Below are 20,701 nucleotides of genomic sequence, written 5' to 3'. Positions count from 1 at the left end.
AGCACGTTCGTGCTAAAAAATACTGGTGCCCAAAATTGTTGATGCCGAAGCCCGGCGCCAGGAAGTTGTTCAAGCCGTCTTCAGGATCATCGCAAGCGACGGTTTGGAGCGGGCATCTCTTCGCGAAGTAGCTGATGAAGCAGGGCTGGCAGTGGGTTCGGTACGGCACTACTTTGCCAGCAGCGACGAGCTCTTGACCTTCTCCTTTGCTGCCGTGATCGACCGTATCAGTGGCCGGCTCGAATCAGCCTTGCTCGCAGTGGAGGACGAAGCCCCCGGCAGCCCGGAACAGCACTCTGCAGTCTTGAACCTCCTGGGCCAGTTCCTTCCTTTGGATGAGGAACTCGCTGTGGATGCCTGCGTTTGGATGGCCTTCCGCCACGCTGCCCGGATTAATCCCGTCTTGGCTGCCGAGGCCGAGCGCAGCCACCGCGCAGTGGCTGCCATTGTGGGACGCCTCATCGTCCTGTTGAGCCCCGGCGAAGCCGAAGTGCGGCAAAGCCTCGTCACGGAGGCTGAAAGGCTCCTGGCCACCATGGACGGGCTTTGCATGCACGCCCTGCTCCAGCCTGAGTGGATGACTGCCGAGATGTGCAGCGACGTCCTCACAGCGCACCTCGCCGCCTTCGAACCGATGCAGGCCGCGCGATAGGGGCCCCTGCCCGCCATCGTCGGCCCGGCAAGCAGTGCCTCCCGCACCGTTACCGTAGGAAGCCAACGGGAATAGACTGGGACATGTCGGGAACCTGCCAAGGGAGGAAATCGGATGCATGAGTCAGGCGGCCCGGGATGGCGCATTACCATGGACACGTCCGGGCCGATGCTCATCGCCCTGTACTTGCGCGACGTAGCTGGACTCGACGGTGCCGGAAAACCGTTACTTTCGCACGCTGCTCCCAAGGTCCGCCAAGCCGACCATAGCCACCTCACTTCGGATGTCGGTGGGATTCACGCCCTTAAGACCGAGTGGGAGGCCTGGTGGGAGAAGCTCGTGAAGACTTATCCCAACCCTGCGCTTGAGCTCGCGCCACCCAGTTTCAAGGCGTTCGGCAATTCCCCTGCCCTCCAACGCGTCCTGCAAGCACACTTTGGCTCCGCCTTGGGGTGGGCAACGGACAGGATCGACGAATACGCGAAGATCGAGGCAGAGCGCGAAGCCAATGGGATCACGGAAGTCCTGAACGAGATGGTGGAGGACAGGCTCCTTGAAGTCGGCCGCAGCTCCAGGGACTTTGATCTCACCATCATCGAGTTGCCGCTCAACGAACCGCGCGCATGGTACTTGGAGCCCAGCACCATGATCATGAGCCACAGACTGCTTTCCGAGCCTGATGTCTTCCGCAGTTACGTCCAGCCTGTAGTGGAGATGCTCGCCTAAAGAGGCCAAACGGCAGAAACCGTCGCCGACGTCAGGTCGCGGGTGCCGAGACCGTGATGGTCAACGACTCCGACGGCGCCGCGGAAGCGATCCAGCCGTTGCGTTTTTCCCTGTTCCACGTCTGTCCGCCGACATCCACTTGCGTGATGGAGAGGGACTTGGCGTTTGCCACTGCCCAATGGGCAATTGCCCAGGCTTGCGTGCCAGTCATATCCAGGTGCACCGAGCGGCCCTGAACAGTGGCTGGCTGGGTGCCAAACGCCGTCGTCAGTTCCTCCACGACGGCGGCAGGGTCACCGGCTGCTTCAGGCATCCGGAGTTCGCAGGTCAGCGCTGATTCGGAATGACCGGTGAGGGCCGAAGCGAAGGCGCGGCCCATGTTTTCGTGCTGGGCGTACGCCCGGGGGAAGGCCGAGCGCTGGACCTGCTGCGCTGCCTGGGTAATTTCCATGGTCTCGTAGCCTGGAATTTTGATGAGGCCGTTATAGAAGGCGTTCGTCGCATAAACGGGGTCCATGACCTGTGCCTCGCTTCCCCAGCCTTGGGATGGCCTTTGTTGGAACAACCCGCGGGAATCAGGTCCTGCTTCATCGCCGTAGTTGATGTTCCGCAGTCTTGATTCCTGCATGGCAGTGGCCAGGGCGATGCTTGCCGCCCTCGGCGGAAGTCCGCGCTGGACCGAAATGGCAGTGATGAGAGAGGCGTTCGCTGCTTGGTCGGTAGCCAACTCGTAGCTTTCGGACCCCATGACTGCGACGCAGCGCTCCGAGACCAGGGTCTCGGAGCGCTGCAGTATGGCAACTATCCCATAGATAGCACCGGCCACGAGGGCCAGGGCCAGCACCGCAACGATGGCGCGGCGGAACCGGCGCATTGCTTGTCTCCTGCTAGTTGGCGTGGAGTGCCTCGTTCAACTCCACGGTCTGGCCCTTGCGGGGCAGGACTTCCACGCCACCGGTGGTGGAGTTGCGGCGGAACAGCAGGTTGGGAACACCGGAAAGCTCCACGGCCTTGATGATCTTGCTGGTGTCTTCGCCGTTTTCGTCCTTGGGACCAGGTACGCGAACTCGGGTACCCGCCGTGACGTAGAGGCCTGCTTCCACCACGGAATCGTCGCCGATGCTGATGCCCACGCCGGAGTTGGCGCCAAGCAGTACTCGCTCGCCCAACGCAATCTTTTCCTTGCCACCTCCGGAGAGCGTGCCCATGATCGAGGCGCCGCCGCCGACGTCCGTGCCGTCACCGGCCACGACTCCAGCGGAGATGCGGCCCTCCACCATGGACGTGCCAAGGGTTCCGGCATTGAAGTTCACAAAGCCTTCATGCATCACGGTGGTGCCCTCGGCAAGGTGCGCACCCAAGCGGACGCGGTCGGCGTCGGCGATCCGCACGCCACTGGGAACCACATAGTCAACCATGCGCGGGAATTTGTCCACGCCGTAAACCACTACGTTGCCGCGCCTACGAAGGCGCGCACGGGTCATTTCAAAACCCTCGACGGCGGCAGGACCGAAATTGGTCCATACAACGTTGGGGAGCTTGCCGAAGACGCCATCCAGGTTGATGCTGTTGGGCTTGACCAGACGGTGGGAAAGGAGGTGAAGACGGAGGTAGGCGTCGGCCGTATCCGCCGGCGCGGCGTCGAGGTCGATCTGTGCGAAGACTACTTTCTGCTCCGTGCCGCGATCGGCGTCTTTGCCGTCGTCAGCCAGCGCAGTGAGTGCAGGATCGGCGTTCTCAACGTCACGAAGGGTTTCAGCGGCTACGCCCAGGGCCGGTGCGGGGTACCAGACATCCAGCACGGTTGCTTCCCCGGAAGGCGAGGTGGCGATGGTGGCGAGGCCGAATCCGTAGGCTGATCGGTGGTTTGCGGGCACAGCAGAGGAAGCAGTTTCAGTCATGGCCCCAGTGTATCGAGCGCCCGTGGCACGGCTGAAACCCGTCTCACGTCGGGTAGGTCGCATTTGTTGCCTGAAACACAGCGGACCGGGGCGTTAAGGTGGAGTGGTGACCCTTAACCCTGCCCCCGCCCTACTGGACTTGCGCCAGGACGTTGCCTTGCTGACAGCCGCGCTCATCGATATCAACAGTGTCTCGGGCAACGAGACCCCACTCGCCGACGTCGTCGAGGCTGCCCTGAGCGCCATCCCCGAATACACGGTGGTGCGCGACGGCGACGCGATCATCGCCCGGACAGAGCTTGGCCGCGCCGAGCGCGTCATCCTGGCCGGGCATCTGGACACGGTGCCATTGCCTACGGTGGAAGGCTCGCTTGGCACCGTTCCGGCCACGTGGGAGTCGGGCATCCCGGGGGAGGGTGTGCTTTATGGCCGGGGGACTACCGACATGAAGGGTGGCGTTGCCGTGCAGCTCGCCCTTGCTGCCACGCTGTTCGACGACGGCAGGGAGCCGGACAAGGACGTCACCTTTGTCTTCTACGACCATGAGGAAGTGGAGGCCGTCAAGAGTGGCTTGGGCAGGTTGGTCCGCAACCATGGTGACCTGCTTCTGGGCGACTTCGCCATTCTGCTGGAGCCCACACACGGCACAGTTGAAGGCGGCTGCAATGGAACCAGCCGGTTCGAGGCGACAACCATCGGTGAAGCGGCCCATTCGGCCCGCGCATGGATGGGCAGCAATGCCATACATGCGGCGGCACCCATCCTCGCCCGCCTCGCAGCCTACGAGCCCCGCACTATCAACGTGGACGGCCTCGACTACCGGGAAAGCCTCAACGCGGTGAGGATCAATGGCGGCACAGCCGGCAACGTCATCCCTGACCGCTGCGTGGTGGAGATTAATTACCGCTTCGCTCCCGATAAGACACCCGACCAGGCGGAGGCCCACGTGCGCGAACTCCTGGAAGGATTCGACGTCGTCCGGACAGACGCTGCTGCTGGCGCGCGGCCCGGTCTGAACCACCCTGCAGCCGCGTCTTTCGTTGCCGCAGTCGGCGCGGAACCAAAGCCCAAATACGGTTGGACCGACGTCGCGCGTTTCAGCGAGCTGGGTATCCCGGCCGTGAACTTCGGACCCGGTGATCCATTGCTGGCGCACAAGGACAACGAACACGTCGACGCCGATGCCGTCCGTGAATGCCTTCGTGCACTGAGGACGTGGCTGGTTCGCTAAAGTCGAAAAGCACGTGAAAAAGAAGGTCCGCAGCCAGAGATGGCTGCGGACCTTCTTCGATGTAGCTGAAGCTGGACGGGAGATCCCTTATTTAGGGCCGCCGGCGTCCACCTGGAGGTCGACTGTCTTGATGGCCGAAGCCACCCCGCCGGCAGCCTTCTTGGAACCGCGGCGTTCGATCCAGATCGCGAGGCGGGACACCGACAAGTTGATCAGGATGTAGATCGCGGCACCAACGAAGAATGCAGAGAACAAAAGGCTGGGCTCGAGGTCGGAAATCAGCTTGACCTTTCGCAGCAGCTCCTCGTAGGCCACGATGTAGCCCAGCGAGGTGTCCTTGAGCAGGACTACCAACTGCGCAATGAGCGATGGGAGCATGCGGCGGATGGCCTGTGGGAATTCGATGCTCATCCGGGACTGGAAGCTCTGAAGACCGATCGCCAATCCGGCTTCGCGCTGTCCCTTCGGGAGGGACTGGATGCCTGCGCGAAGGATCTCGGCAAAGATCGCTGCGTTGTACAACACCAGGCCGCTAACAACTGCCACGAACGGGGTGGTGGCGAACACCAGCAGTACGAACAGGATCATCAGGACAACGGGCATACCGCGCAGGAACTCAAGCACCACCTGTGTGGGAACCCGAACCCACGAGATCAGGGAAATGCGGAGCAAACACAGTGCGACTCCGAGGGGGAAGGCAATGACGGCTGCAACGCCGGCGGCCTGCAGGGTGGCAAGAACGCCGTAACCGAGCTGCGTCCAAACATCCTTGGCAGATTCGTTAACAAAGACTTCCCAGCGGGAGGCGTTGAAGATGCCCTGCGAAGACAGGATGACGATGGCTCCCACCACGCCACCGGCGATGATGATGGACCCGACAACCGAACCAATGAGGGAAACGCGGCGGGCCTTGGGGCCTGGTACGTCATAGAGAACCGAAGTCATCGGGCAATCGCCACCTTTTTCTCGACGAAGTGGGCCAACAAGCCCAGGGGCACGGTGATCAGCAGGTAGAAGAATGCCACACCGATCAAGATCCACATGACTGCGTCACCATGGCTATTGGACAACTGCAGGCCATAGCCGAAGAGCTCCAGGACGAAGAATGCACCTGCGACCGATGAGTTCTTGACCAGGGCAATCATGATGTTGATCAGCGGGGGTACTACGGTGCGAACAGCCTGTGGAAGGACCACAAGGCCCAAAACCTGCGTGAACGTCATGCCGATGCTGCGGGCTGCTTCGGCTTGTCCTACCGGGACGCTGTTGACGCCGGATCGCACGGCCTCGGCAACAAACGCTGCCGTGTAGCTGCTCAGTGCGATGATGGCGGCGACTTCAAACTGTTCGAATTTGACGCCGAGCCGGGGAAGCACGATTGCTGAGAAAAAGAAAATAATTGTGAGTGGGGTGTTTCTGGCGACTTCAACATAGAACGTGCTGAAGCCCCGTAAGGCTGCCACGGGCGAGACACGCATTGCGGCGAGGAGGGTACCTGCTGCCAGTGCAATCACGCCGGAAACGACGGCTAGAAACAGGGTTCGGAGAAATCCGTCCCAGTATTGGGGGAGGCTTTCGAAGATGGCGTCCATTGGCTTCCTTCGGCTGCTGCGGAAAGGTAGAGAGTCCTCAAGGTCGGTGGCTGCCACCCTTCCCGCAAGGGGACGGCGGCAGCCACCGGTTTCCGGCTAGTAACGGTCGATGGCGGGCAGCTCGGGAGCGGTCTTGATGACCTTTCCTGCTGTTGCTTCCCAAGCCTTCTTGTATGTGCCGTCCTTGGCGAATGCCTCAAGCTGGTCATTGATCCAGTTGCGGAACACCGTGTCATCCTTCTTCAGGCCAATGCCATACGGCTCCTTCGTGAACGTTTGGTCAGAAGCGAGCTTGAAGGCGTCCGGTTCCTTGTCAACGTAACCGGCAAGGATCACGTTGTCCGTGGTGACGGCCACAACCTGCTTGTTACGCAACGGCTCAAGGCAAGCGGTGTAGTTTGCTGCCGGAACGAGCTCGGCACCGTACTTTTCGACGATGGTCTTTGCCGGTGTCGAACCTGTGACAGAGCAGACCTTCTTGCCCTTCACGTCCTCGGGCTTGGTGATGGAGTTGTCGTCCTTGTTCACCAGCAGGGCCTGGCCGGCTTCGTAATACGGGCCCGCGAATGAGACCTTTTCCTTGCGGGCGGCATTGATGGTGTAAGTGGCGATGACGATGTCAACGCGGCCCTGTTCGATGAACGGTTCACGGTTGGCGGAAACTGTTTCCACCCACTCGATCTTGTCGGGTTCAATGCCGAGCTTGGCGGCGATTGCCTTGCCGATTTCGACGTCGAAGCCAACAGGCTTGCCGTCCAGGCCCTTCTGGCCGAACAGCGGCTGGTCAAATTTGGTACCAATGGTGATCTTCTTGGCCTGGTTCAGCTTCGCCATCGTGGTGCCGGCCTCGAAGCTCGCCGAGGCGACGGGGGGAGTGGTGGTGCCACTGCCTCCACCGCAGGCGCTCAGCGAGAGGGCCAGTGCAGCCGAAGCGGCCACCAGGAGAGATTTCCTCCGGGTAATAAAAGCCTTCTTCATGACATTCCTTTCATTGGTTGGCCGGCGTAGGGCCTGGGTGCGGTCCGTGCGGGCCTGGATGCGGGTCAGCAGGGAGCTAGTGGGTCAAAAGCTTGGACAGGAAGTCCTTGGCGCGGGTGCTCTTCGGGTTGGTGAAGAATTCCTCGGGTGTTGAATCCTCCACGATCTGGCCATCGGCCATGAATACCACCCGGTCGGCGGCCTTGCGGGCAAAGCCCATCTCGTGGGTGACCACGATCATGGTCATGCCTTCCTTTGCCAGCTGGATCATGACGTCCAGGACCTCGTTGATCATTTCGGGGTCCAGAGCCGACGTGGGCTCGTCGAACAACATCACCTTCGGCTTCATGGCAAGCGCGCGGGCAATGGCCACACGCTGTTGCTGGCCACCGGAAAGCTGGGCGGGAAGCTTGGGAGCCTGGTGGCCGACGCCGACGCGTTCCAGGAGGGCCATGGCCTCCCGTTCCGCCGTGCCTTTGGCGACGCCCTTCACCTTGATCGGTCCCAGCGTGACGTTCTCAAGGATCGTCTTGTGGGCGAACAGGTTGAAGGACTGGAAGACCATTCCGACGTCTGCACGCAGGTGGGCGAGTTCCTTGCCTTCTTCCGGGAGCTTCTTCCCGTCGATCGCGATGTCGCCGTCATCGATCGTTTCCAAACGGTTGATGGCACGGCACAACGTGGACTTTCCGGAGCCGGACGGCCCGATGACCACGACGACTTCACCCTTCCGAACCTGGAGGTTGATGTCTTTGAGGACGTGCAATTGACCGTAGTGTTTGTTGACGCTGTTCAGGGAGACGAGCGCATCGCCGGACACTTGAGTAGTCATAGGACGAATCTAGCGAACAAAGACACAATTATGACCACGGTCACGGCAAGTTCCTCCAGATCGTGACTGAACAGAAACCTGCCCTCCAGCGATATACCAGACTGCAATGCAAGAACCGCGTCGTAGCGTCTGCGCTGGCATTTATCCGCGCTAGCCTTGGGCAATGAGCATTAGCCAGCACCCGATTCCCAGCCCGGACGCGAATGGTCGCGTCGCGGGCGTCCCCGTGCCCCTGCCCTCGGAGATTGCACCGGCCAAGCACAAGGGCCCCTTGGAGCTGCGGCGCAAACAGGCGGACACGGGAATGTCCGATCAGCACTTGCTGGACACGAGTGGTGCCGGGCAGTTCATCCACACCGACCCCTGGCGCGTCCTGAGGATTCAGAGCGAATTCGTTGAAGGTTTTGGTGCGTTGGCTGACATTGGTCCTGCCGTCAGTGTTTTCGGTTCAGCCCGGACCAAGCCGGGAACCGAGTACTACGAGATGGCAGTCGATGTAGGACGCAAGCTGGCTGAAGCCGGCGTTGCCGTGATTACCGGGGGCGGTCCGGGCTCCATGGAAGCGGCCAACAAGGGCGCTGTGGAGGGTAACGGCGTGTCCGTCGGGCTGGGTATTGAGTTGCCGTTCGAACAGGGGCTGAACCAATGGGTGGACCTGGGCATCAACTTCCGGTACTTCTTCGCCCGCAAGACCATGTTCGTGAAATATGCCCAGGGCTTCGTCGTGTTGCCCGGCGGGCTTGGCACCTTGGATGAGTTGTTCGAGGCCATGGTCCTGGTACAAACACGCAAAGTGACCTCGTTCCCCATTGTTCTGTTGGGCGTTCGCTTCTGGGGCCCAATGATTGAGTGGATCCGGGACACTCTGGTCGCCGAAGGAATGGTTTCCGAAAAGGACCTGGACCTGATCCAACTGGTGGATGACCCTGCCGATGCTGTCCACCGCGTACTGCACGGTGCCCCGCTTCCAGCCACCACCAATGGAAACCAGCGCCCGGAGTAGGCGGCGGCTGTTTCTGGCACGATGGTGGCTGTGAGCTTTTTCCTGGTGTTTGTCGCGATTGTACTCATTGGTGCCGCTTTGTATTTCGGGGCAGGCATCATCCGGGGCGCTTCCATGGGGGCGGGCCTGGACGACGCCCTGCCCAACCTGCCTCCGGTCCTGCTCCCGGAGAAGGCCGGGGCGGCCGACATCGACGCCCTGCGCTTTGCCGTAGGGCTGCGCGGCTATCGAATGGACCAGGTAGATCAGGTCCTTGACGAGCTACGGGACCAGTTGGTGGCCAAGGACCGTGAGATCGAGAGACTCAGCGCCTTGGTCCAACCAAAGCTTGAGGACGGCGACGCCAAGCGGACCACACCGTGAGCACACCTGCCCCTACCCGTGTTGGCGGGGAGGGGCTCACTGCGCGCCTTTCGCGGGGTATTTCCGCCGCGGGGGCACGCATGTCGCGCTGGCCGTGGTGGCTGCAGGTTTCCCTGGTTTTTGTGGTGGCCCGGGTGGTCAGCGCCTGCATCTTTATGGCTGCCGCCGTTCACCAGGGAGTGAATCCATGGTTCCCGCCCGGGCCGGACTACTGGAACTTCATCACCATCTGGGATGGACGCTGGTATTCGCAGGCGGCGGACAACGGCTACCCCTCCGTGCTCCCGGTCGATGCCAACGGGGTAGTCAAGGAGAACGCCTGGGCCTTTTATGCGCTGTTCCCGTTCCTGGGGCGGGGACTCACTGCCATCACGGGCCTCGGGACCCTGCAGTCCCTCACCGCAATAGCCATGGTTGCGGGCCTTGGTGCTGCTTTGGTGATCTTCAAGCTGTTCAGGGAAGCGGCCAGCCGGCGCGCTGCCATGTGGGGCGTTATCTTCGTGTCCACTTTCCCGGTATCGCCGATTCTCCAGGTGCCCTATGCAGAGTCCTTAAACCTGTTGTTGCTGTCCGGCTCGCTGCTCCTGGTGGTCAGGCGACATTACCTGGCAGCTGTACCGGTAGTGCTGTTGATGTGTCTTTCCAGGCCCACCGGTGTTCCGTTCGCTGCCATGCTGGGCCTCCTTTTGGCGTGGCGGCTCTGGCAGCGGTTCAGGCCATCAGGCCCGGATACCCAGCCCGGGGCCACTGCTTCGGCCACGGCAGAACTGCTGTCCCTGGGTGCATTGGTGCTGGCCACCGGGCTTGGAGCACTTGCGTGGCCCGCAATCGCATGGGCAGTGACCGGGGATCCCAGCGCCTACACGCGGACGGAAACCGCATGGCGCGGACATGACCTGGTGCCCTTCAAACCGTGGTTCGATACCGGAAGGATGCTGTTCGGTCCGGTTCTTGGCGTGCTGGCGCCCTTCATTTTCGTCGGCCTGTTCGTGCTGCTGATGGTCTCAAAGCCTGTCCGGGCGCTGGGAACGGAAATGCGCCTTTGGTGTGCCTCCTACATGGGCTACTTGCTTGTGTTCCTGCATCCCCAGACAAGTACTTTCCGTATGCTCCTCCCGCTCTTCCCGCTTGCGCTGGCCGCGGCGCTGCTCTCCAAATCCAAGGCGTACCGGGGGACGGTCGTGGTCATGTTTGTCCTCCTCCAGATCGTCTGGGTCGTGTGGCTTTGGGCCTGGGCCCCATTGCCCGGGGGCGGTGACTATCCCCCATAACCCCACAGGCCGCCGTCGGGAAGTGTCTTTGTTGCGTGTCGCGGCAATTAGTCCATTGATTCGCTACGGACGGGTAAGTACGGGATAATGGAATACGAGCAAGGACAAAAGCACCTAAAAGTGCCCGGCCAAGGCGGCCTCCCAAGCGGTGCCGCCGGCTGCAATTGCGAAGCGGATCCAGCCCGGCCGGGTTGGGCGTGACTTGGGACAAATGGAGGGGATTTTCCTAATGGCGGCTATGAAACCACGTACTGGCGACGGCCCTATGGAAGTAACCAAAGAGGGACGCAGCCTGATCATGCGTGTGCCGCTCGAAGGCGGAGGGCGTCTTGTTGTCGAGCTCAATGCCGCGGAGGCGGAGAACCTCAAGGAATGCCTTGTGGGCGTTACCGAATAGATTCATAGGCAGGCTGGATTCAAAAGACCAGGGCCCGGCGAGAGCCGGAGCCCTGCTTTTGTTTAAGCAGTAGCGCCTTTCTTAGGGGGCGGTTCTTTTTAGAAATGTCCGCTAAAGGGCAATTGACTATTTCTTGACAGCCACCAGAAGCCCGTCGCCGGTGGGAAGCATTGCAGAGGCCAGGCGGTCGTCGTCGCGAATGGATTTGCCGACTTGCCTAAGAACCACAGTGGTGGAGTCGCGGGCAGCTGGGTTTGAGACGCGGTCTTTGTCCAGGGCATCGTTGATCACCAAGGTGCCACCGGACTTGAGCAACCGGATAGCCTGTTCAACGTAGCGGGGGAAGTTCGGCTTGTCGGCGTCGATGAAGACCAGGTCATACGCGGAGTCCGTGAGGCGTGGAAGGACATCGGCGGCCCTGCCGGAGATAGTCCGGGTCCGGTTGGCGGGGCTGCCGGACTCAAGGAAGGCTTCCCGGGCGGCCTTGAGATGTTCGACGTCGACGTCGATAGTTGTCAGAACGGCCTGGGGGCCCAGGCCCCGCAGAAGACAAACACCCGAGACTCCCGCGCCGGAACCAACCTCGACTACTGTCTGTGCCTTGGAAGCCGCGGCAAGGACGGTCAGCACCGCACCAACACCGGGGCTGATGGGCTTGACCCCCAGCTCGAAGGACCTCTCACGGGCCCGCAACAAGACGTCGTCCTCAGCAGGCAGATCTTCTGCATAGGACCAGCTGGTTGACTTGTCGGCACTCATGAAGGGTTCGCTTTCCGCGCGTAGGGGTGTCTGTACCAGCGTACTGTGTCCGGCGCTGCAAACCCGGTGTTCTCCAGTCGTCCGGGACTGTTTCTGTGGCCGGATTTCGCCTTGCGTGGAATTTGTGCGTTAGTCAGGAAATTCCCAGACAAACTTGGGATGATATTGATCCGGTCATCCACGCGGTGGGCGGCACCGGAGGAGTTCGGTGAACCACAGTTTGAGGGGAGTGGACGATGCCGGCATCGCATGCTGCGCCAGTCCAGACAACAGAGAGCCTTGAGGCCGCTACGGACTGGGTCATGCCCAGCTGGGAGGACGTGGTCGCCAACCACTCCGCCAAGGTATACCGCCTCGCCTATCGCCTGACCGGAAATAAGTTCGACGCCGAGGACCTCACCCAGGAGGTGTTCGTCAGGGTCTTCCGTTCCCTTGAAAACTTCAAGCCGGGGACTTTGGACGGTTGGCTGCACCGCATCACCACCAACCTGTTCCTGGACCAGGCGCGTCGTAAGAGCCGAATCCGCTTTGACGCCCTTGCCGAGGACGCCGAGTCACGCCTGCCGGGCCGTGAGCCAGGTCCCGAGCAGAGTTTTGAGCACAACAACCTGGACCTTGACGTTCAGCGCGCGTTGGAAGAACTGCCACCGGATTTCAGGGCCGCCGTTGTTTTGTGCGATCTTGAAGGATTGTCCTACGACGAAGTGGCGGAAGCGCTGGGCGTGAAGCTCGGGACAGTCAGGTCCCGTATCCACCGTGGCCGCACCATGCTGCGGGAGAAGCTTGCCCACCGTGACCCACGCCCGGCTGACGCCCGTAAGCCCCGCCTGAAGATGCCTCGCATCGCAAGCATTCTTTAGGTAGTCGATGCCTCGACGCGATCTTCGTCCGGGTGCACTGCCACGTCGCAAACTGACTGCACATCGCAAACTGGCTGCCCTGCGCCACACCCGGAATCCAGAGCACCTGCAGCATTGCCCGGAGTGCCGTGCTGCCCTGAACAGGGAGCGGCAGTATCTTGAACGGCTTCGCGGAGCAGCCGTGCCCGAAGCGAGCCAGGACCTAACGGCGCGTTTGATTCAGCACACACAACGGCTCGCCAATGAGCCGGCAGCGCCCGTCCGTAATGCGAGGGCCCAGGCTGCAGCGTGGCGGGGCCTTCGGATAGCCGGCCTGGCCGCTGGCACTCTCACGGTGAGTGCGGGCGCCCTGGCCGTGGCGGCGTACGCGGTGGCAGGAGATGCCACGCCGCAGGCTCGTATCGGTGGAGGCAACGACGCCGCATCCGTTTCCAGCGCGCTTACCGGTGGGCCTGCGGCGCTGATGGTGACGCCAGAACCCGCTTCGACGCCGGACTTTCGTCCCACTTCACCCGTCACATTGAGTGCGGAACAGTTGGATGCCTTGCGGGACCAAGGTTGGGCATGCCCTGAACTTGGCGGTATGGGCTTCCACGTGGTCTCAGCCCAGGCCACCATGCACAGCGGTCACCCGGCCGTAGAACTCCGGCTGGAAAGCAACGGCCATTACGCCACTATCGTGGAAGAGCACCTGCAGGCCCCAGACCTGGCCGGCGCCGGCCAATCTGCATCGGCGCAGCTCTCCGTCACCCAGGGGACGCCGTGGGAGGCCGTATACCGGACCTCGGCGGCAGTCCTCAGTTATGCATCGGACCTGCCAGCAGACCTGGCCGACGACGCCGTTCCCGAGTTGGTTCGTGCAGGCGATTCCATGGTTGGCATGAAAACTTCGCAAGCCTCCGAGACGTGGTCCGAACGGATGATTCGCGGCCTCCGGACATTGCTCCGTCCCGCTGGTTTATGACCGGCACCACAGACAAGGTAATCTTCGTAGCGTGTTTGGAATCAACGGCCCGGAGTTCATACTCCTTCTGATTATCGGCGTACTCGTCATCGGTCCCAGCCGTTTGCCCGAATACACTCAAAAGCTCGCCAACCTGGTGAAGGAAGTCCGCCGGATGGCCTCTGGCGCACGCGAGCAGATCAAGGAAGAAGTCGGCATCGACATCGATGAGGTCGACTGGAAGAAGTACGATCCCCGCCAGTACGATCCGCGGCGCATCATCAAGGATGCCTTGCTTGATGACGATTCCAAGCCCGTCAACGCCGGCGCACCAGCCGCTGCCGCAACAGTTGCGTCCGCAGCAGTAGACACCAAGCCCAAAGCTCCGGCCCGGATTATTGAGCGGCTGGCCGAGGGCGAGGCTGCGCCCTTCGACACGGAAGCTACTTAGCCTTCCAAGGCCGTTTCGAATCCCAGTGCGTTCAGCGCGGCTGGATTCCCAGCGGCATGCCGGATAATCCCCGCGGCCGCGTCGCCAACATCCCGGCAATCCCTTCCAGCGCCTTCGCGGCGGCAGTTTCACTTGCGCCAAGGACCACGGGCTTCCCTGCATCCCCGCCCTCACGCAGCCGGATGTCCAACGGAATCTGGCCGAGAAGGGGCACATCGCTGCCCACGGCAGCACTCAACCGCTCAGCCAGGACGGCACCGCCCCCACTTCCGAACAAGTCCATGCGGCCGCCGTCGGGCATTTCCAGGAAGGACATGTTCTCGATGACGCCGGCCACCTTCTGGCCCGTTTGGGTGGCGATGGTTCCGGCGCGTTCGGCAACGTCCGCAGCGGCTGCCTGCGGGGTGGTCACCACGAGGATTTCGGCGTTCGGGAGGAGCTGGGCCACGGAGATGGCGATATCGCCTGTTCCGGGAGGCAGGTCCAGGAAAAGGGCATCCAGGTCACCAAAGTACACGTCCGTGAGGAACTGTTCCAAGGCGCGGTGCAGCATGGGACCACGCCATGCCACCGGCTGGTTTCCCGCAACGAACATGCCAATGGATATGACTTTCACCCCGTAGGCCACCGGAGGCAGGATCATGTCGTCCACCTGGGTGGGTTTCTGCGTGATGCCCATAAGCCCGGGCACTGAGAAACCGTGCACGTCGGCATCCACGATGCCGACTCGGAGGCCCTGTGCGGCCAGTGCGCAGGCAAGATTGACGGTGACGGAAGACTTGCCCACGCCGCCCTTGCCACTCGCCACGGCGTAGACCTTCGTCAGGCAACCGGGCTTGGCGAAGGGGATGCCCCGTTGACCGCCGGGACCGCGGAGTTGTTCCTTCAATGCCTCGCGCTGGGCGGGGGTCATGACCTTCAGCTCTACGTCAACGCCCGTGACACCTGCCACGCCGGAGAGGGCGGTTGTCGCATCCTCCGTAATCGTTTCGCGCAGGGGGCAGCCCGCGATCGTCAGCAGCACCGCCAAGTGGACGGTGCCGTCGTCGTTGGCTGCCACGGACTCCACCATGCCGAGTTCGGTGATGGGACGCCGCAACTCGGGGTCAATGACGGTTGCCAGGGCAGCGTGAAGTGCCTCGGCGGATGGAGTGGTCATGGGTTACGCTCGGCTTTCGGGATTTTCGGGTGGGGCCGGTTTCGCGCTGGAGTGCTGAGGCCCTGTGGCCCGCGGAGGCCGGACCTTCGGAATTTGCTGCGTGCGTGGGCCACGCGACTTGTCCCGCTTCTCCTTCAGTTTCTCCTTGACTTTATCGGCCGGGGACTCGCTTCCCTCTGCCGCTGCTTCGCTCTCCCGCAGTTCCTCCTGGGCATCGATGATGTCTTCCAGCAGGCTGCGAAGTTCGGCGCGGACGTAGTCGCGTGTGGCGACCTCACGCAGTGCGATACGCAGGGAAGCCAATTCGCGGGTCAAGTATTCCGTGTCTGACAGGTTCCGCTCAGCGCGCTGGCGATCCTGCTGAAGCGAAACGCGGTCCCGGTCGTCCTGACGGTTTTGGGCCAGCAGCAGGAGCGGCGCGGCGTAGGAAGCCTGGAGCGACAACATGAGTGTCAAGAGCGTGAAGCCAAGCTCCACACGGTCGAACTGCCACTCCGTGGGCGCAAACGTATTCCAGGCCAGCCAGAAGAGACAGAAAATCGTCATGTAGACGAGGAACTGCGGCGTACCCATGAACCGGGCGAAGCCCTCCGTGGCATTGCCGAACGCGTCCGGGTTGGGGGAGAACTTAGGCAGTATGCGTTGACGCCCGCTGAGGGGCGTGTCGAGGCTCCCCGGATTGTTTGCGCGTCCAGTGGACCTGGGGGATCGGGTGGCGTGGTTATCAGCCAATGCGGCCTCCGAGTTTCCTTACAGGGGCGTCGTCCTCGTGAGCGCGCCAGTCATCGGGCAACAGGTGATCCAACACGTCATCAACAGTCACCGCCCCCACAAGGCGGCCGTCGTCGTCGACGACGGGAAGCGAGTTGAGGTTGTACGTGGCCAGCGTTCGGGCTACTTCGCTGATATGCGCCTGGTCCGAGAGCGGTTCAAGGTTCTTGTCAACGAGGTTGCCCAGCGGTTCGGGAGGAGGGAAGCGCAAGAGTTGTTGTATATGTACGACGCCCAGGAAGCGGCCGGTGGGCGTTTCCAAGGGAGGACGCGCGATGAAGATGGAAGACGCCAGGGCGGGGGAGAGTTCCTCACGGCGCACGTGGGCCAGGGCTTCGGCCACCGTGGCTTCAGGTGGAAGGATGACGGGCACCGGTGTCATCAGGCCACCTGCAGTGTCTTCGTCGTACTCCAGGAGACGCCGCACGTCTTCGGCCTCCTGGGGCTCCATGAGCTGCAGCAGTTCTTCAGCTTGCGCCGAGGGGAGTTCGGCGAGAAGGTCGGCGGCGTCGTCGGGATCCATTTCCTCCAGGACGTCGGCGGCCCGTTCCACGTCCAGCGCGGAGAGGATCTCCACCTGGTCGTCTTCGGGAAGCTCCTGGAGGACGTCCGCCAAGCGCTCGTCCTGAAGTTCGCTTGCTACTTCAAAGCGGCGCTTGTCGCTCATCTCCTGCAGGGCCTCGGCGAAGTCGGCAGGTTTGAGGTCCTCGTGCGTGGCAACGAACTGTGTGGCCGCCTGCGGCTCGTTGTGGCCGCCGGTTTGGGCGTCGGCCCAGTCGATGATCAGGGTCTCATTGCGACGCAGCCTGCTCAGGGGCGACAACGAATGTCCGCGACGGACGAAGAGTTTGCTGACGAACCAGTCCTTGGACCGGTGCTGGTCCATGGCGATGTCCTCAATTGTGGCGTCTCCGCTGCCGTCGGCCAGGGTGACCCTGCGATCAAACATCTCTGCTACAACCAGCGTTTCAGCACCCCGTTGTTCGAAACGACGCAGGTTTACCAGGCCAGTGCAGATGATCTGCGTCTGGTCGATGGAGGTGATCCGGGTCATGGGTACGAAGACCCGCTTTTTGCCAGGTACTTCTACCACGATGCCCACCACATGCGGGGCTCCGCGGGACCCCCGGGAGAGCACGACGACGTCGCGGAGCCGGCCCAAACGATCGCCCAGGGGGTCGAAGACGTCCAAGCCGAGCAGGCGCGCGACAAAGACGCGTGAGGGATGTGTGCTCATGTTTACAGGCTACCGAGTCTGCTCTCTTTTAGCTGAATTCCAGCCGCTTCACATCTACATGCGACACAATGGGGCTATGTCTAACATTTTTGGTGCTCCAAAAGCCGTTGAGGAATCCCGCAGCGTACCCCAAGGTGACACTGTTGGCTCGTACACCTCATATTTGGATGCCCAGAAGGCGGTGGACTACCTCGCGGACCAGCAGTTCCCCGTCCAGTTGGTATCGATCGTGGGCAACGACCTCAAAATGGTGGAACGGGTAACCGGCCGCCTAAGCTATCCGCGCGTGGCACTGTCGGGTGCTTTGAGCGGCATGTGGTTCGGCCTCTTCGTCGGCGTCATGCTCTCCTTCTTCACGCCGGCAGGTGGCACGTTCTCCATCATCACCTCTGTGCTCATGGGCGCGGCTTTCTTCATGCTGTTCGGGATCGCCACGTACGCCACGCAGCGGGGCAAGCGCGACTTCACGTCCACCAGCCAGGTGGTTGCCACCAACTACGACGTCATTGTTGCCATCGAGGCAGCCCACGAAGCCCGCCGGTTGCTCCAGCAACTGCCCATGAACGCCTCCCAGGCCGCGTCTGGGCAGGCGCGGAATTACAATGCGCAGAACGCGCCATTCCAGCAGCCGGGCCAGGCGCCCGACCGTCCTGCCACCTGGAACGATCCTTATGGCCAGCGCGGACCGGAGCCTACCGAATCCGGTGCTTCCGGCGCCCAGGCTCCCGCTGCACAGCCTGCACCAAACCCGACGCCATCACCTGTGCGCTTCCCGGATCTGCCGGATGGCCGCCCCCAGTACGGCGTCCGTGTCACCGAGGGCCAGAATGCACCCCGGCACGAGGACCAACAGCCTGGGAACGACGACCCGCACAAGCAGTAGTTCCCGCAAGCAGCCCAAATCAATAAGCAGCACAAAGGAAAGGCCACCGGAATATCCATCCGGTGGCCTTTCCTTTGTGCTGCTTTTGCCCTGGGGTCTAGCCCGCAACTTCCTGGTAGATGCCAGCCATCCAGGATTCGACGTCGTCGGCCTTGCGTGGCAAGGCAGCGCTCAGGTTCACGGGGCCCTCTGCCGTCATGAGGATGTCGTCCTCGATGCGGACGCCGATGCCACGGTATTCGGCAGGAATGGCCAGGTCTTCGTTCTTGAAGTACAGGCCGGGTTCGATCGTGAATACCATACCCTCCGTGAGGATTCCGTCCAGGTAGAGCTCACGCTTGGCTTGGGCACAGTCGTGGACGTCCAGGCCGAGGTGGTGGCTGGTGCCATGCGGCATCCAGCGACGGTGCTGCTGGCCTTCGGGGCTGATGGCTTCCTCAACAGAAACCGGCAGTAAACCCCACTCGGCGAGGCGCTCAGCAAGGACCGTGGTGGCTGCCTTGTGGATGTCCCGGAATTTCACGCCCGGCCGTGCGGCGGCAAATCCCGCGTCAGCGGCGTCCAGGACAGCTTCGTAGACCTTGCGCTGCACATCGGTGAACGTGCCGTTTGCGGGCAGGGTCCGCGTGACATCCGCCGTGTAGAGCGAATCAGCCTCCACCCCTGCATCCAGCAGCAGGAGTTCACCAGCGTTGACGGCTCCCGAGTTGCGGGTCCAGTGCAGCACTGTGGCGTTGTTGCCGGAGGCCGCGATGGTGTCGTAGCCGAGCTCGTTGCCTTCCTCGCGGGCACGGGCAAAGAATGCGCCTTCAACAACGCGTTCGCCGCGCTTGTGCGTCAAAGCGCGCGGGAGGGCCCGCACGACGTCGGCGAAGCCTTCAACGGTGGCGGCAACGGCGATCTTCATCTGCTCGATCTCCCACTCGTCCTTGATCAGGCGGAGTTCGGAGAGTGCTTCGCTGAGCTTTTCGTCCAGGGCATCGAGTTCGCCCAGGTCAAGGTTCTCGGGATCCTTGGCCGTGTTGTAACGGGCAGTGTCCACCAAAGCATCGATGTTGTCATCTACCTTGCGGACCAGGCGGATGGAGATACCACCGATTTCCGGGGCGCCAACGTTCTTGGTGATGGCCAGTTCAAGTTCGGAAATGTGTGCAGTGGGCAAGCCCAGGCGGGCTTTGAATTCTGCCAGTGTGGGTCGCGCCCCAATCCAGAATTCACCGGCCCGGGAGTCGGCGTAGAACTGTTCGGTGTCGCGGCCGGCCAAGGGGCGGAAGTACAGCGTCGCAGTGTGGTGACCGCCGTCGTCGCCTTTTCCTTCAGCCGCCGGCTCCAGGATCAAAACGGCATCCGGCTCGTGGTCCAGGCCCAAACCTGTGAGGTGGGCGAATCCGGAGTGGGGGCGGAAGCGGTAGTCGCAGTCGTTTGAGCGGACCTTCAGCGGACCGGCCGGGATAACGAGCCGTTCGCCCTTGAACAGTTCGGAAATGGCACGACGGCGGCGGGCAGCGTGGTCTGCAACGGCATCACGAGCGGGGGTTACCTGCGGGGCGGGCGCCCAGTTGCTGGCCATGAATGCCTTGAAGGCATCGGATGTTGGCCGCTGCGAACGGTTGTTGACGCGTTCTTGCAGGGGCTGGGAATCTGTGGATTCCGCGTACGGGGTGTTTTCGGCATCATTCACCGTTACATCGTCCCACCAGTTTCGTGAGGAGGCCAACGGCGCAACACTCCAAGCCGCTCCCTATCCCATAGGCTGGGAAAGTGAGGATAGACCTGCATACGCACTCGAATGTTTCCGACGGAACCGAGACACCCGCCGGGGTGATCATTTCGGCCGCCGCTGCAGGCCTGGACGTTGTTGCGTTAACGGACCACGACTCCACTGATGGATGGGAACTGGCTGCTGCCGCGGCCAAGGAGCACGGTGTCGCTTTTGTTCCTGGCATGGAGATCTCCTGCCGGACGGAACAGGGCATCAGCGTTCACCTGTTGAGCTATTTACATGATCCCTCCCACCCAGGGCTCCTTGAAGAGATCACCAAGTCAAAGGACGCCAGGCTGACGCGCGCTGAGCGCATGGTCACGCTGTTGTCCGAGGATTACCCCCTGACGTGGGACGACGTCATCCACCATGTGGCCCCTGGAGCGACAGTAGGGCGTCCGCATATTGCCGATGCGTTGGTTGCTGCGGGCGTGGTCGCGGACCGCTCCGAAGCCTTCACGTCCATCCTCACCTCTCATTCGCGATACTTCGTGCAGCACTACGCGCCCGAACCCGCTTTCGCCGTCGGGCTTGTCCGTGCGGCTGGGGGAGTGCCGGTCTTCGCACATCCCGTGGCTTCGGCGAGGGGACGGATCGTGGGGGAGCGGACGTACCGGGAGATGATCGACGCCGGATTGTTGGGCCTTGAGATCGAGCACCGGGACAATCCGGAGGAGGGCCGAGACTACCTCCGTGCGCTCGCGGCAGAGAACGGCCTCCTCATCACGGGGTCCTCGGATTATCACGGGACAGGGAAACCGAACCGGCTGGGTGAGAATCTGACTGCTCCCGAGGTCCTGGAGAGGATTGAAGAGCTGGGCACTGGAACGCAGGTTGTCCGTCCCTAAGGATGAGGACCAAACAAGCCCTACCGCGGTTTCAGAAAGTATCTTGACGTACTGTCCGGCAAGAGTAGTCTGGCGCTCGTGG

General features: G+C 62.0%; 23 protein-coding genes. 12 read left to right on the top strand and 11 right to left on the bottom strand.

Annotated elements, in window-relative coordinates; translation table 11 throughout:
• The first annotated feature begins 25 nt into the window (after positions 1-25).
• Both LDN75_RS17230 and LDN75_RS17225 read left to right on the top strand, forming a co-directional pair.
• Positions 26-652, top strand: coding sequence for a TetR family transcriptional regulator C-terminal domain-containing protein (locus LDN75_RS17230; protein ID WP_223933771.1), 627 nt, complete (start codon positions 26-28; stop codon positions 650-652).
• 114 nt (positions 653-766) lie between these two features.
• Complete coding sequence (locus LDN75_RS17225) at positions 767-1,378, top strand: hypothetical protein (RefSeq protein ID WP_223933770.1); 612 nt, start codon at positions 767-769, stop codon at positions 1,376-1,378.
• A 31-nt stretch (positions 1,379-1,409) separates the two neighbouring features.
• On the opposite strand, the gene LDN75_RS17220 is transcribed toward LDN75_RS17225, so the two are convergent.
• Both LDN75_RS17220 and dapD read right to left on the bottom strand, forming a co-directional pair.
• The gene (locus tag LDN75_RS17220) at positions 1,410-2,252 is read right to left on the bottom strand and encodes a hypothetical protein (protein ID WP_223933768.1); all 843 of its coding nucleotides are present in this window, start codon (positions 2,250-2,252) and stop codon (positions 1,410-1,412) included.
• A 13-nt stretch (positions 2,253-2,265) separates the two neighbouring features.
• Entirely contained in the window at positions 2,266-3,279 is a 1,014-nt protein-coding gene (gene dapD / locus LDN75_RS17215) for a 2,3,4,5-tetrahydropyridine-2,6-dicarboxylate N-succinyltransferase (protein ID WP_223933766.1), read from the bottom strand.
• A gap of 106 nt (positions 3,280-3,385) precedes the next feature.
• Between dapD and dapE the strand changes: the two genes are divergently transcribed.
• Positions 3,386-4,510 carry a succinyl-diaminopimelate desuccinylase gene (gene dapE / locus LDN75_RS17210; protein ID WP_223933764.1) on the top strand — a complete coding sequence of 375 codons (1,125 nt, stop codon included), beginning with the start codon at positions 3,386-3,388 and terminating at the stop codon, positions 4,508-4,510.
• 87 nt (positions 4,511-4,597) lie between these two features.
• Here the strand turns inward: dapE and LDN75_RS17205 are convergent, their stop codons facing one another.
• The 4 genes from LDN75_RS17205 to LDN75_RS17190 form a co-directional block, all read right to left on the bottom strand.
• On the bottom strand, positions 4,598-5,455 hold the full coding sequence (locus LDN75_RS17205; RefSeq protein ID WP_223933762.1) for an amino acid ABC transporter permease: 858 nt from the start codon (positions 5,453-5,455) through the stop codon (positions 4,598-4,600).
• Positions 5,452-6,102, bottom strand: a complete 651-nt coding sequence (locus LDN75_RS17200; protein WP_223933760.1) for an amino acid ABC transporter permease — start codon at positions 6,100-6,102, stop codon at positions 5,452-5,454. Before LDN75_RS17200 ends, LDN75_RS17205 begins: the two co-directional genes overlap by 4 nt.
• 96 nt (positions 6,103-6,198) lie before the next feature.
• Positions 6,199-7,080, bottom strand: coding sequence for a glutamate ABC transporter substrate-binding protein (locus LDN75_RS17195; protein WP_223933758.1), 882 nt, complete (start codon positions 7,078-7,080; stop codon positions 6,199-6,201).
• A 76-nt stretch (positions 7,081-7,156) separates the two neighbouring features.
• Positions 7,157-7,912, bottom strand: a complete 756-nt coding sequence (locus LDN75_RS17190; protein WP_223933757.1) for an amino acid ABC transporter ATP-binding protein — start codon at positions 7,910-7,912, stop codon at positions 7,157-7,159.
• Positions 7,913-8,075: 163 nt separating this feature from the next.
• On the opposite strand from LDN75_RS17190, the gene LDN75_RS17185 reads away from it, so the two are divergent.
• From LDN75_RS17185 to LDN75_RS17170, 4 genes are all read left to right on the top strand, one after another.
• Positions 8,076-8,915: a TIGR00730 family Rossman fold protein gene (locus LDN75_RS17185; protein ID WP_223933756.1), complete on the top strand. Its 840-nt coding sequence runs from the start codon at positions 8,076-8,078 to the stop codon at positions 8,913-8,915.
• 21 nt (positions 8,916-8,936) lie between these two features.
• Positions 8,937-9,278, top strand: coding sequence for a DivIVA domain-containing protein (locus LDN75_RS17180; RefSeq protein WP_223933754.1), 342 nt, complete (start codon positions 8,937-8,939; stop codon positions 9,276-9,278).
• Positions 9,279-9,358: 80 nt separating this feature from the next.
• Positions 9,359-10,549: a hypothetical protein gene (locus LDN75_RS17175; RefSeq protein WP_223937616.1), complete on the top strand. Its 1,191-nt coding sequence runs from the start codon at positions 9,359-9,361 to the stop codon at positions 10,547-10,549.
• Between the two features lie 229 nt (positions 10,550-10,778).
• Positions 10,779-10,946 (top strand): DUF3117 domain-containing protein, encoded by a 168-nt coding sequence (locus LDN75_RS17170; protein WP_064721643.1) that lies wholly within the window; start codon positions 10,779-10,781, stop codon positions 10,944-10,946.
• Positions 10,947-11,072: 126 nt separating this feature from the next.
• Here the strand turns inward: LDN75_RS17170 and LDN75_RS17165 are convergent, their stop codons facing one another.
• Positions 11,073-11,705 (bottom strand): O-methyltransferase, encoded by a 633-nt coding sequence (locus LDN75_RS17165; RefSeq protein WP_223933752.1) that lies wholly within the window; start codon positions 11,703-11,705, stop codon positions 11,073-11,075.
• 236 nt (positions 11,706-11,941) lie between these two features.
• Between LDN75_RS17165 and sigE the strand changes: the two genes are divergently transcribed.
• The 3 genes from sigE to LDN75_RS17150 are packed head-to-tail and all read left to right on the top strand — an operon-like array spanning position 11,942 to position 13,959.
• Entirely contained in the window at positions 11,942-12,565 is a 624-nt protein-coding gene (gene sigE, locus LDN75_RS17160; RefSeq protein WP_223933751.1) for an RNA polymerase sigma factor SigE, read from the top strand.
• A gap of 7 nt (positions 12,566-12,572) precedes the next feature.
• Complete coding sequence (locus LDN75_RS17155) at positions 12,573-13,529, top strand: hypothetical protein (RefSeq protein ID WP_223933749.1); 957 nt, start codon at positions 12,573-12,575, stop codon at positions 13,527-13,529.
• Positions 13,530-13,560: 31 nt separating this feature from the next.
• Entirely contained in the window at positions 13,561-13,959 is a 399-nt protein-coding gene (locus LDN75_RS17150; protein ID WP_223933748.1) for a Sec-independent protein translocase TatB, read from the top strand.
• 31 nt (positions 13,960-13,990) lie between these two features.
• Here LDN75_RS17150 and LDN75_RS17145 read toward each other — a convergent pair whose 3' ends face one another.
• The 3 genes from LDN75_RS17145 to LDN75_RS17135 are packed head-to-tail and all read right to left on the bottom strand — an operon-like array spanning position 13,991 to position 17,126.
• Positions 13,991-15,118 carry an Mrp/NBP35 family ATP-binding protein gene (locus tag LDN75_RS17145; protein WP_223933746.1) on the bottom strand — a complete coding sequence of 376 codons (1,128 nt, stop codon included), beginning with the start codon at positions 15,116-15,118 and terminating at the stop codon, positions 13,991-13,993.
• A gap of 3 nt (positions 15,119-15,121) precedes the next feature.
• Complete coding sequence (locus tag LDN75_RS17140; RefSeq protein WP_223933745.1) at positions 15,122-15,850, bottom strand: DUF1003 domain-containing protein; 729 nt, start codon at positions 15,848-15,850, stop codon at positions 15,122-15,124.
• On the bottom strand, positions 15,843-17,126 hold the full coding sequence (locus LDN75_RS17135) for a CBS domain-containing protein (RefSeq protein ID WP_223933744.1): 1,284 nt from the start codon (positions 17,124-17,126) through the stop codon (positions 15,843-15,845). Before LDN75_RS17135 ends, LDN75_RS17140 begins: the two co-directional genes overlap by 8 nt.
• Before the next feature lie 76 nt (positions 17,127-17,202).
• On the opposite strand from LDN75_RS17135, the gene LDN75_RS17130 reads away from it, so the two are divergent.
• Positions 17,203-18,009: a general stress protein gene (locus LDN75_RS17130; RefSeq protein ID WP_223933742.1), complete on the top strand. Its 807-nt coding sequence runs from the start codon at positions 17,203-17,205 to the stop codon at positions 18,007-18,009.
• Positions 18,010-18,106: 97 nt separating this feature from the next.
• Here the strand turns inward: LDN75_RS17130 and LDN75_RS17125 are convergent, their stop codons facing one another.
• Positions 18,107-19,690 (bottom strand): aminopeptidase P family protein, encoded by a 1,584-nt coding sequence (locus tag LDN75_RS17125; protein WP_223933740.1) that lies wholly within the window; start codon positions 19,688-19,690, stop codon positions 18,107-18,109.
• An 80-nt stretch (positions 19,691-19,770) separates the two neighbouring features.
• On the opposite strand from LDN75_RS17125, the gene LDN75_RS17120 reads away from it, so the two are divergent.
• On the top strand, positions 19,771-20,619 hold the full coding sequence (locus tag LDN75_RS17120) for a PHP domain-containing protein (RefSeq protein ID WP_223933738.1): 849 nt from the start codon (positions 19,771-19,773) through the stop codon (positions 20,617-20,619).
• The last annotated feature ends 82 nt before the right edge of the window (positions 20,620-20,701 follow it).

This window comes from Arthrobacter sp. StoSoilB5, from assembly GCF_019977235.1.
Taxonomy (GTDB): Bacteria; Actinomycetota; Actinomycetes; order Actinomycetales; family Micrococcaceae; genus Arthrobacter.
The sequence above is the reverse complement of the archived record's forward strand: the minus strand, read 5'-3'. Positions and strand labels throughout refer to the sequence as shown.

What these genes read in the sequence shown, in the direction of transcription:
- LDN75_RS17225 (WP_223933770.1), top strand. Translation starts at nt 767, where the DNA reads ATGCATGAGTCAGGCGGCCCGGGATGGCGCATTACCATGGACACGTCC.
- LDN75_RS17220 (WP_223933768.1), bottom strand. Translation starts at nt 2,252, where the DNA reads ATGCGCCGGTTCCGCCGCGCCATCGTTGCGGTGCTGGCCCTGGCCCTC.
- dapD (WP_223933766.1), bottom strand. Translation starts at nt 3,279, where the DNA reads ATGACTGAAACTGCTTCCTCTGCTGTGCCCGCAAACCACCGATCAGCC.
- LDN75_RS17205 (WP_223933762.1), bottom strand. Translation starts at nt 5,455, where the DNA reads ATGACTTCGGTTCTCTATGACGTACCAGGCCCCAAGGCCCGCCGCGTT.
- LDN75_RS17200 (WP_223933760.1), bottom strand. Translation starts at nt 6,102, where the DNA reads ATGGACGCCATCTTCGAAAGCCTCCCCCAATACTGGGACGGATTTCTC.
- LDN75_RS17195 (WP_223933758.1), bottom strand. Translation starts at nt 7,080, where the DNA reads ATGAAGAAGGCTTTTATTACCCGGAGGAAATCTCTCCTGGTGGCCGCT.
- LDN75_RS17190 (WP_223933757.1), bottom strand. Translation starts at nt 7,912, where the DNA reads ATGACTACTCAAGTGTCCGGCGATGCGCTCGTCTCCCTGAACAGCGTC.
- LDN75_RS17185 (WP_223933756.1), top strand. Translation starts at nt 8,076, where the DNA reads ATGAGCATTAGCCAGCACCCGATTCCCAGCCCGGACGCGAATGGTCGC.
- LDN75_RS17180 (WP_223933754.1), top strand. Translation starts at nt 8,937, where the DNA reads ATGGTGGCTGTGAGCTTTTTCCTGGTGTTTGTCGCGATTGTACTCATT.
- LDN75_RS17175 (WP_223937616.1), top strand. Translation starts at nt 9,359, where the DNA reads ATGTCGCGCTGGCCGTGGTGGCTGCAGGTTTCCCTGGTTTTTGTGGTG.
- LDN75_RS17170 (WP_064721643.1), top strand. Translation starts at nt 10,779, where the DNA reads ATGGCGGCTATGAAACCACGTACTGGCGACGGCCCTATGGAAGTAACC.
- LDN75_RS17165 (WP_223933752.1), bottom strand. Translation starts at nt 11,705, where the DNA reads ATGAGTGCCGACAAGTCAACCAGCTGGTCCTATGCAGAAGATCTGCCT.
- sigE (WP_223933751.1), top strand. Translation starts at nt 11,942, where the DNA reads ATGCCGGCATCGCATGCTGCGCCAGTCCAGACAACAGAGAGCCTTGAG.
- LDN75_RS17155 (WP_223933749.1), top strand. Translation starts at nt 12,573, where the DNA reads ATGCCTCGACGCGATCTTCGTCCGGGTGCACTGCCACGTCGCAAACTG.
- LDN75_RS17145 (WP_223933746.1), bottom strand. Translation starts at nt 15,118, where the DNA reads ATGACCACTCCATCCGCCGAGGCACTTCACGCTGCCCTGGCAACCGTC.
- LDN75_RS17135 (WP_223933744.1), bottom strand. Translation starts at nt 17,126, where the DNA reads ATGAGCACACATCCCTCACGCGTCTTTGTCGCGCGCCTGCTCGGCTTG.
- LDN75_RS17130 (WP_223933742.1), top strand. Translation starts at nt 17,203, where the DNA reads ATGTCTAACATTTTTGGTGCTCCAAAAGCCGTTGAGGAATCCCGCAGC.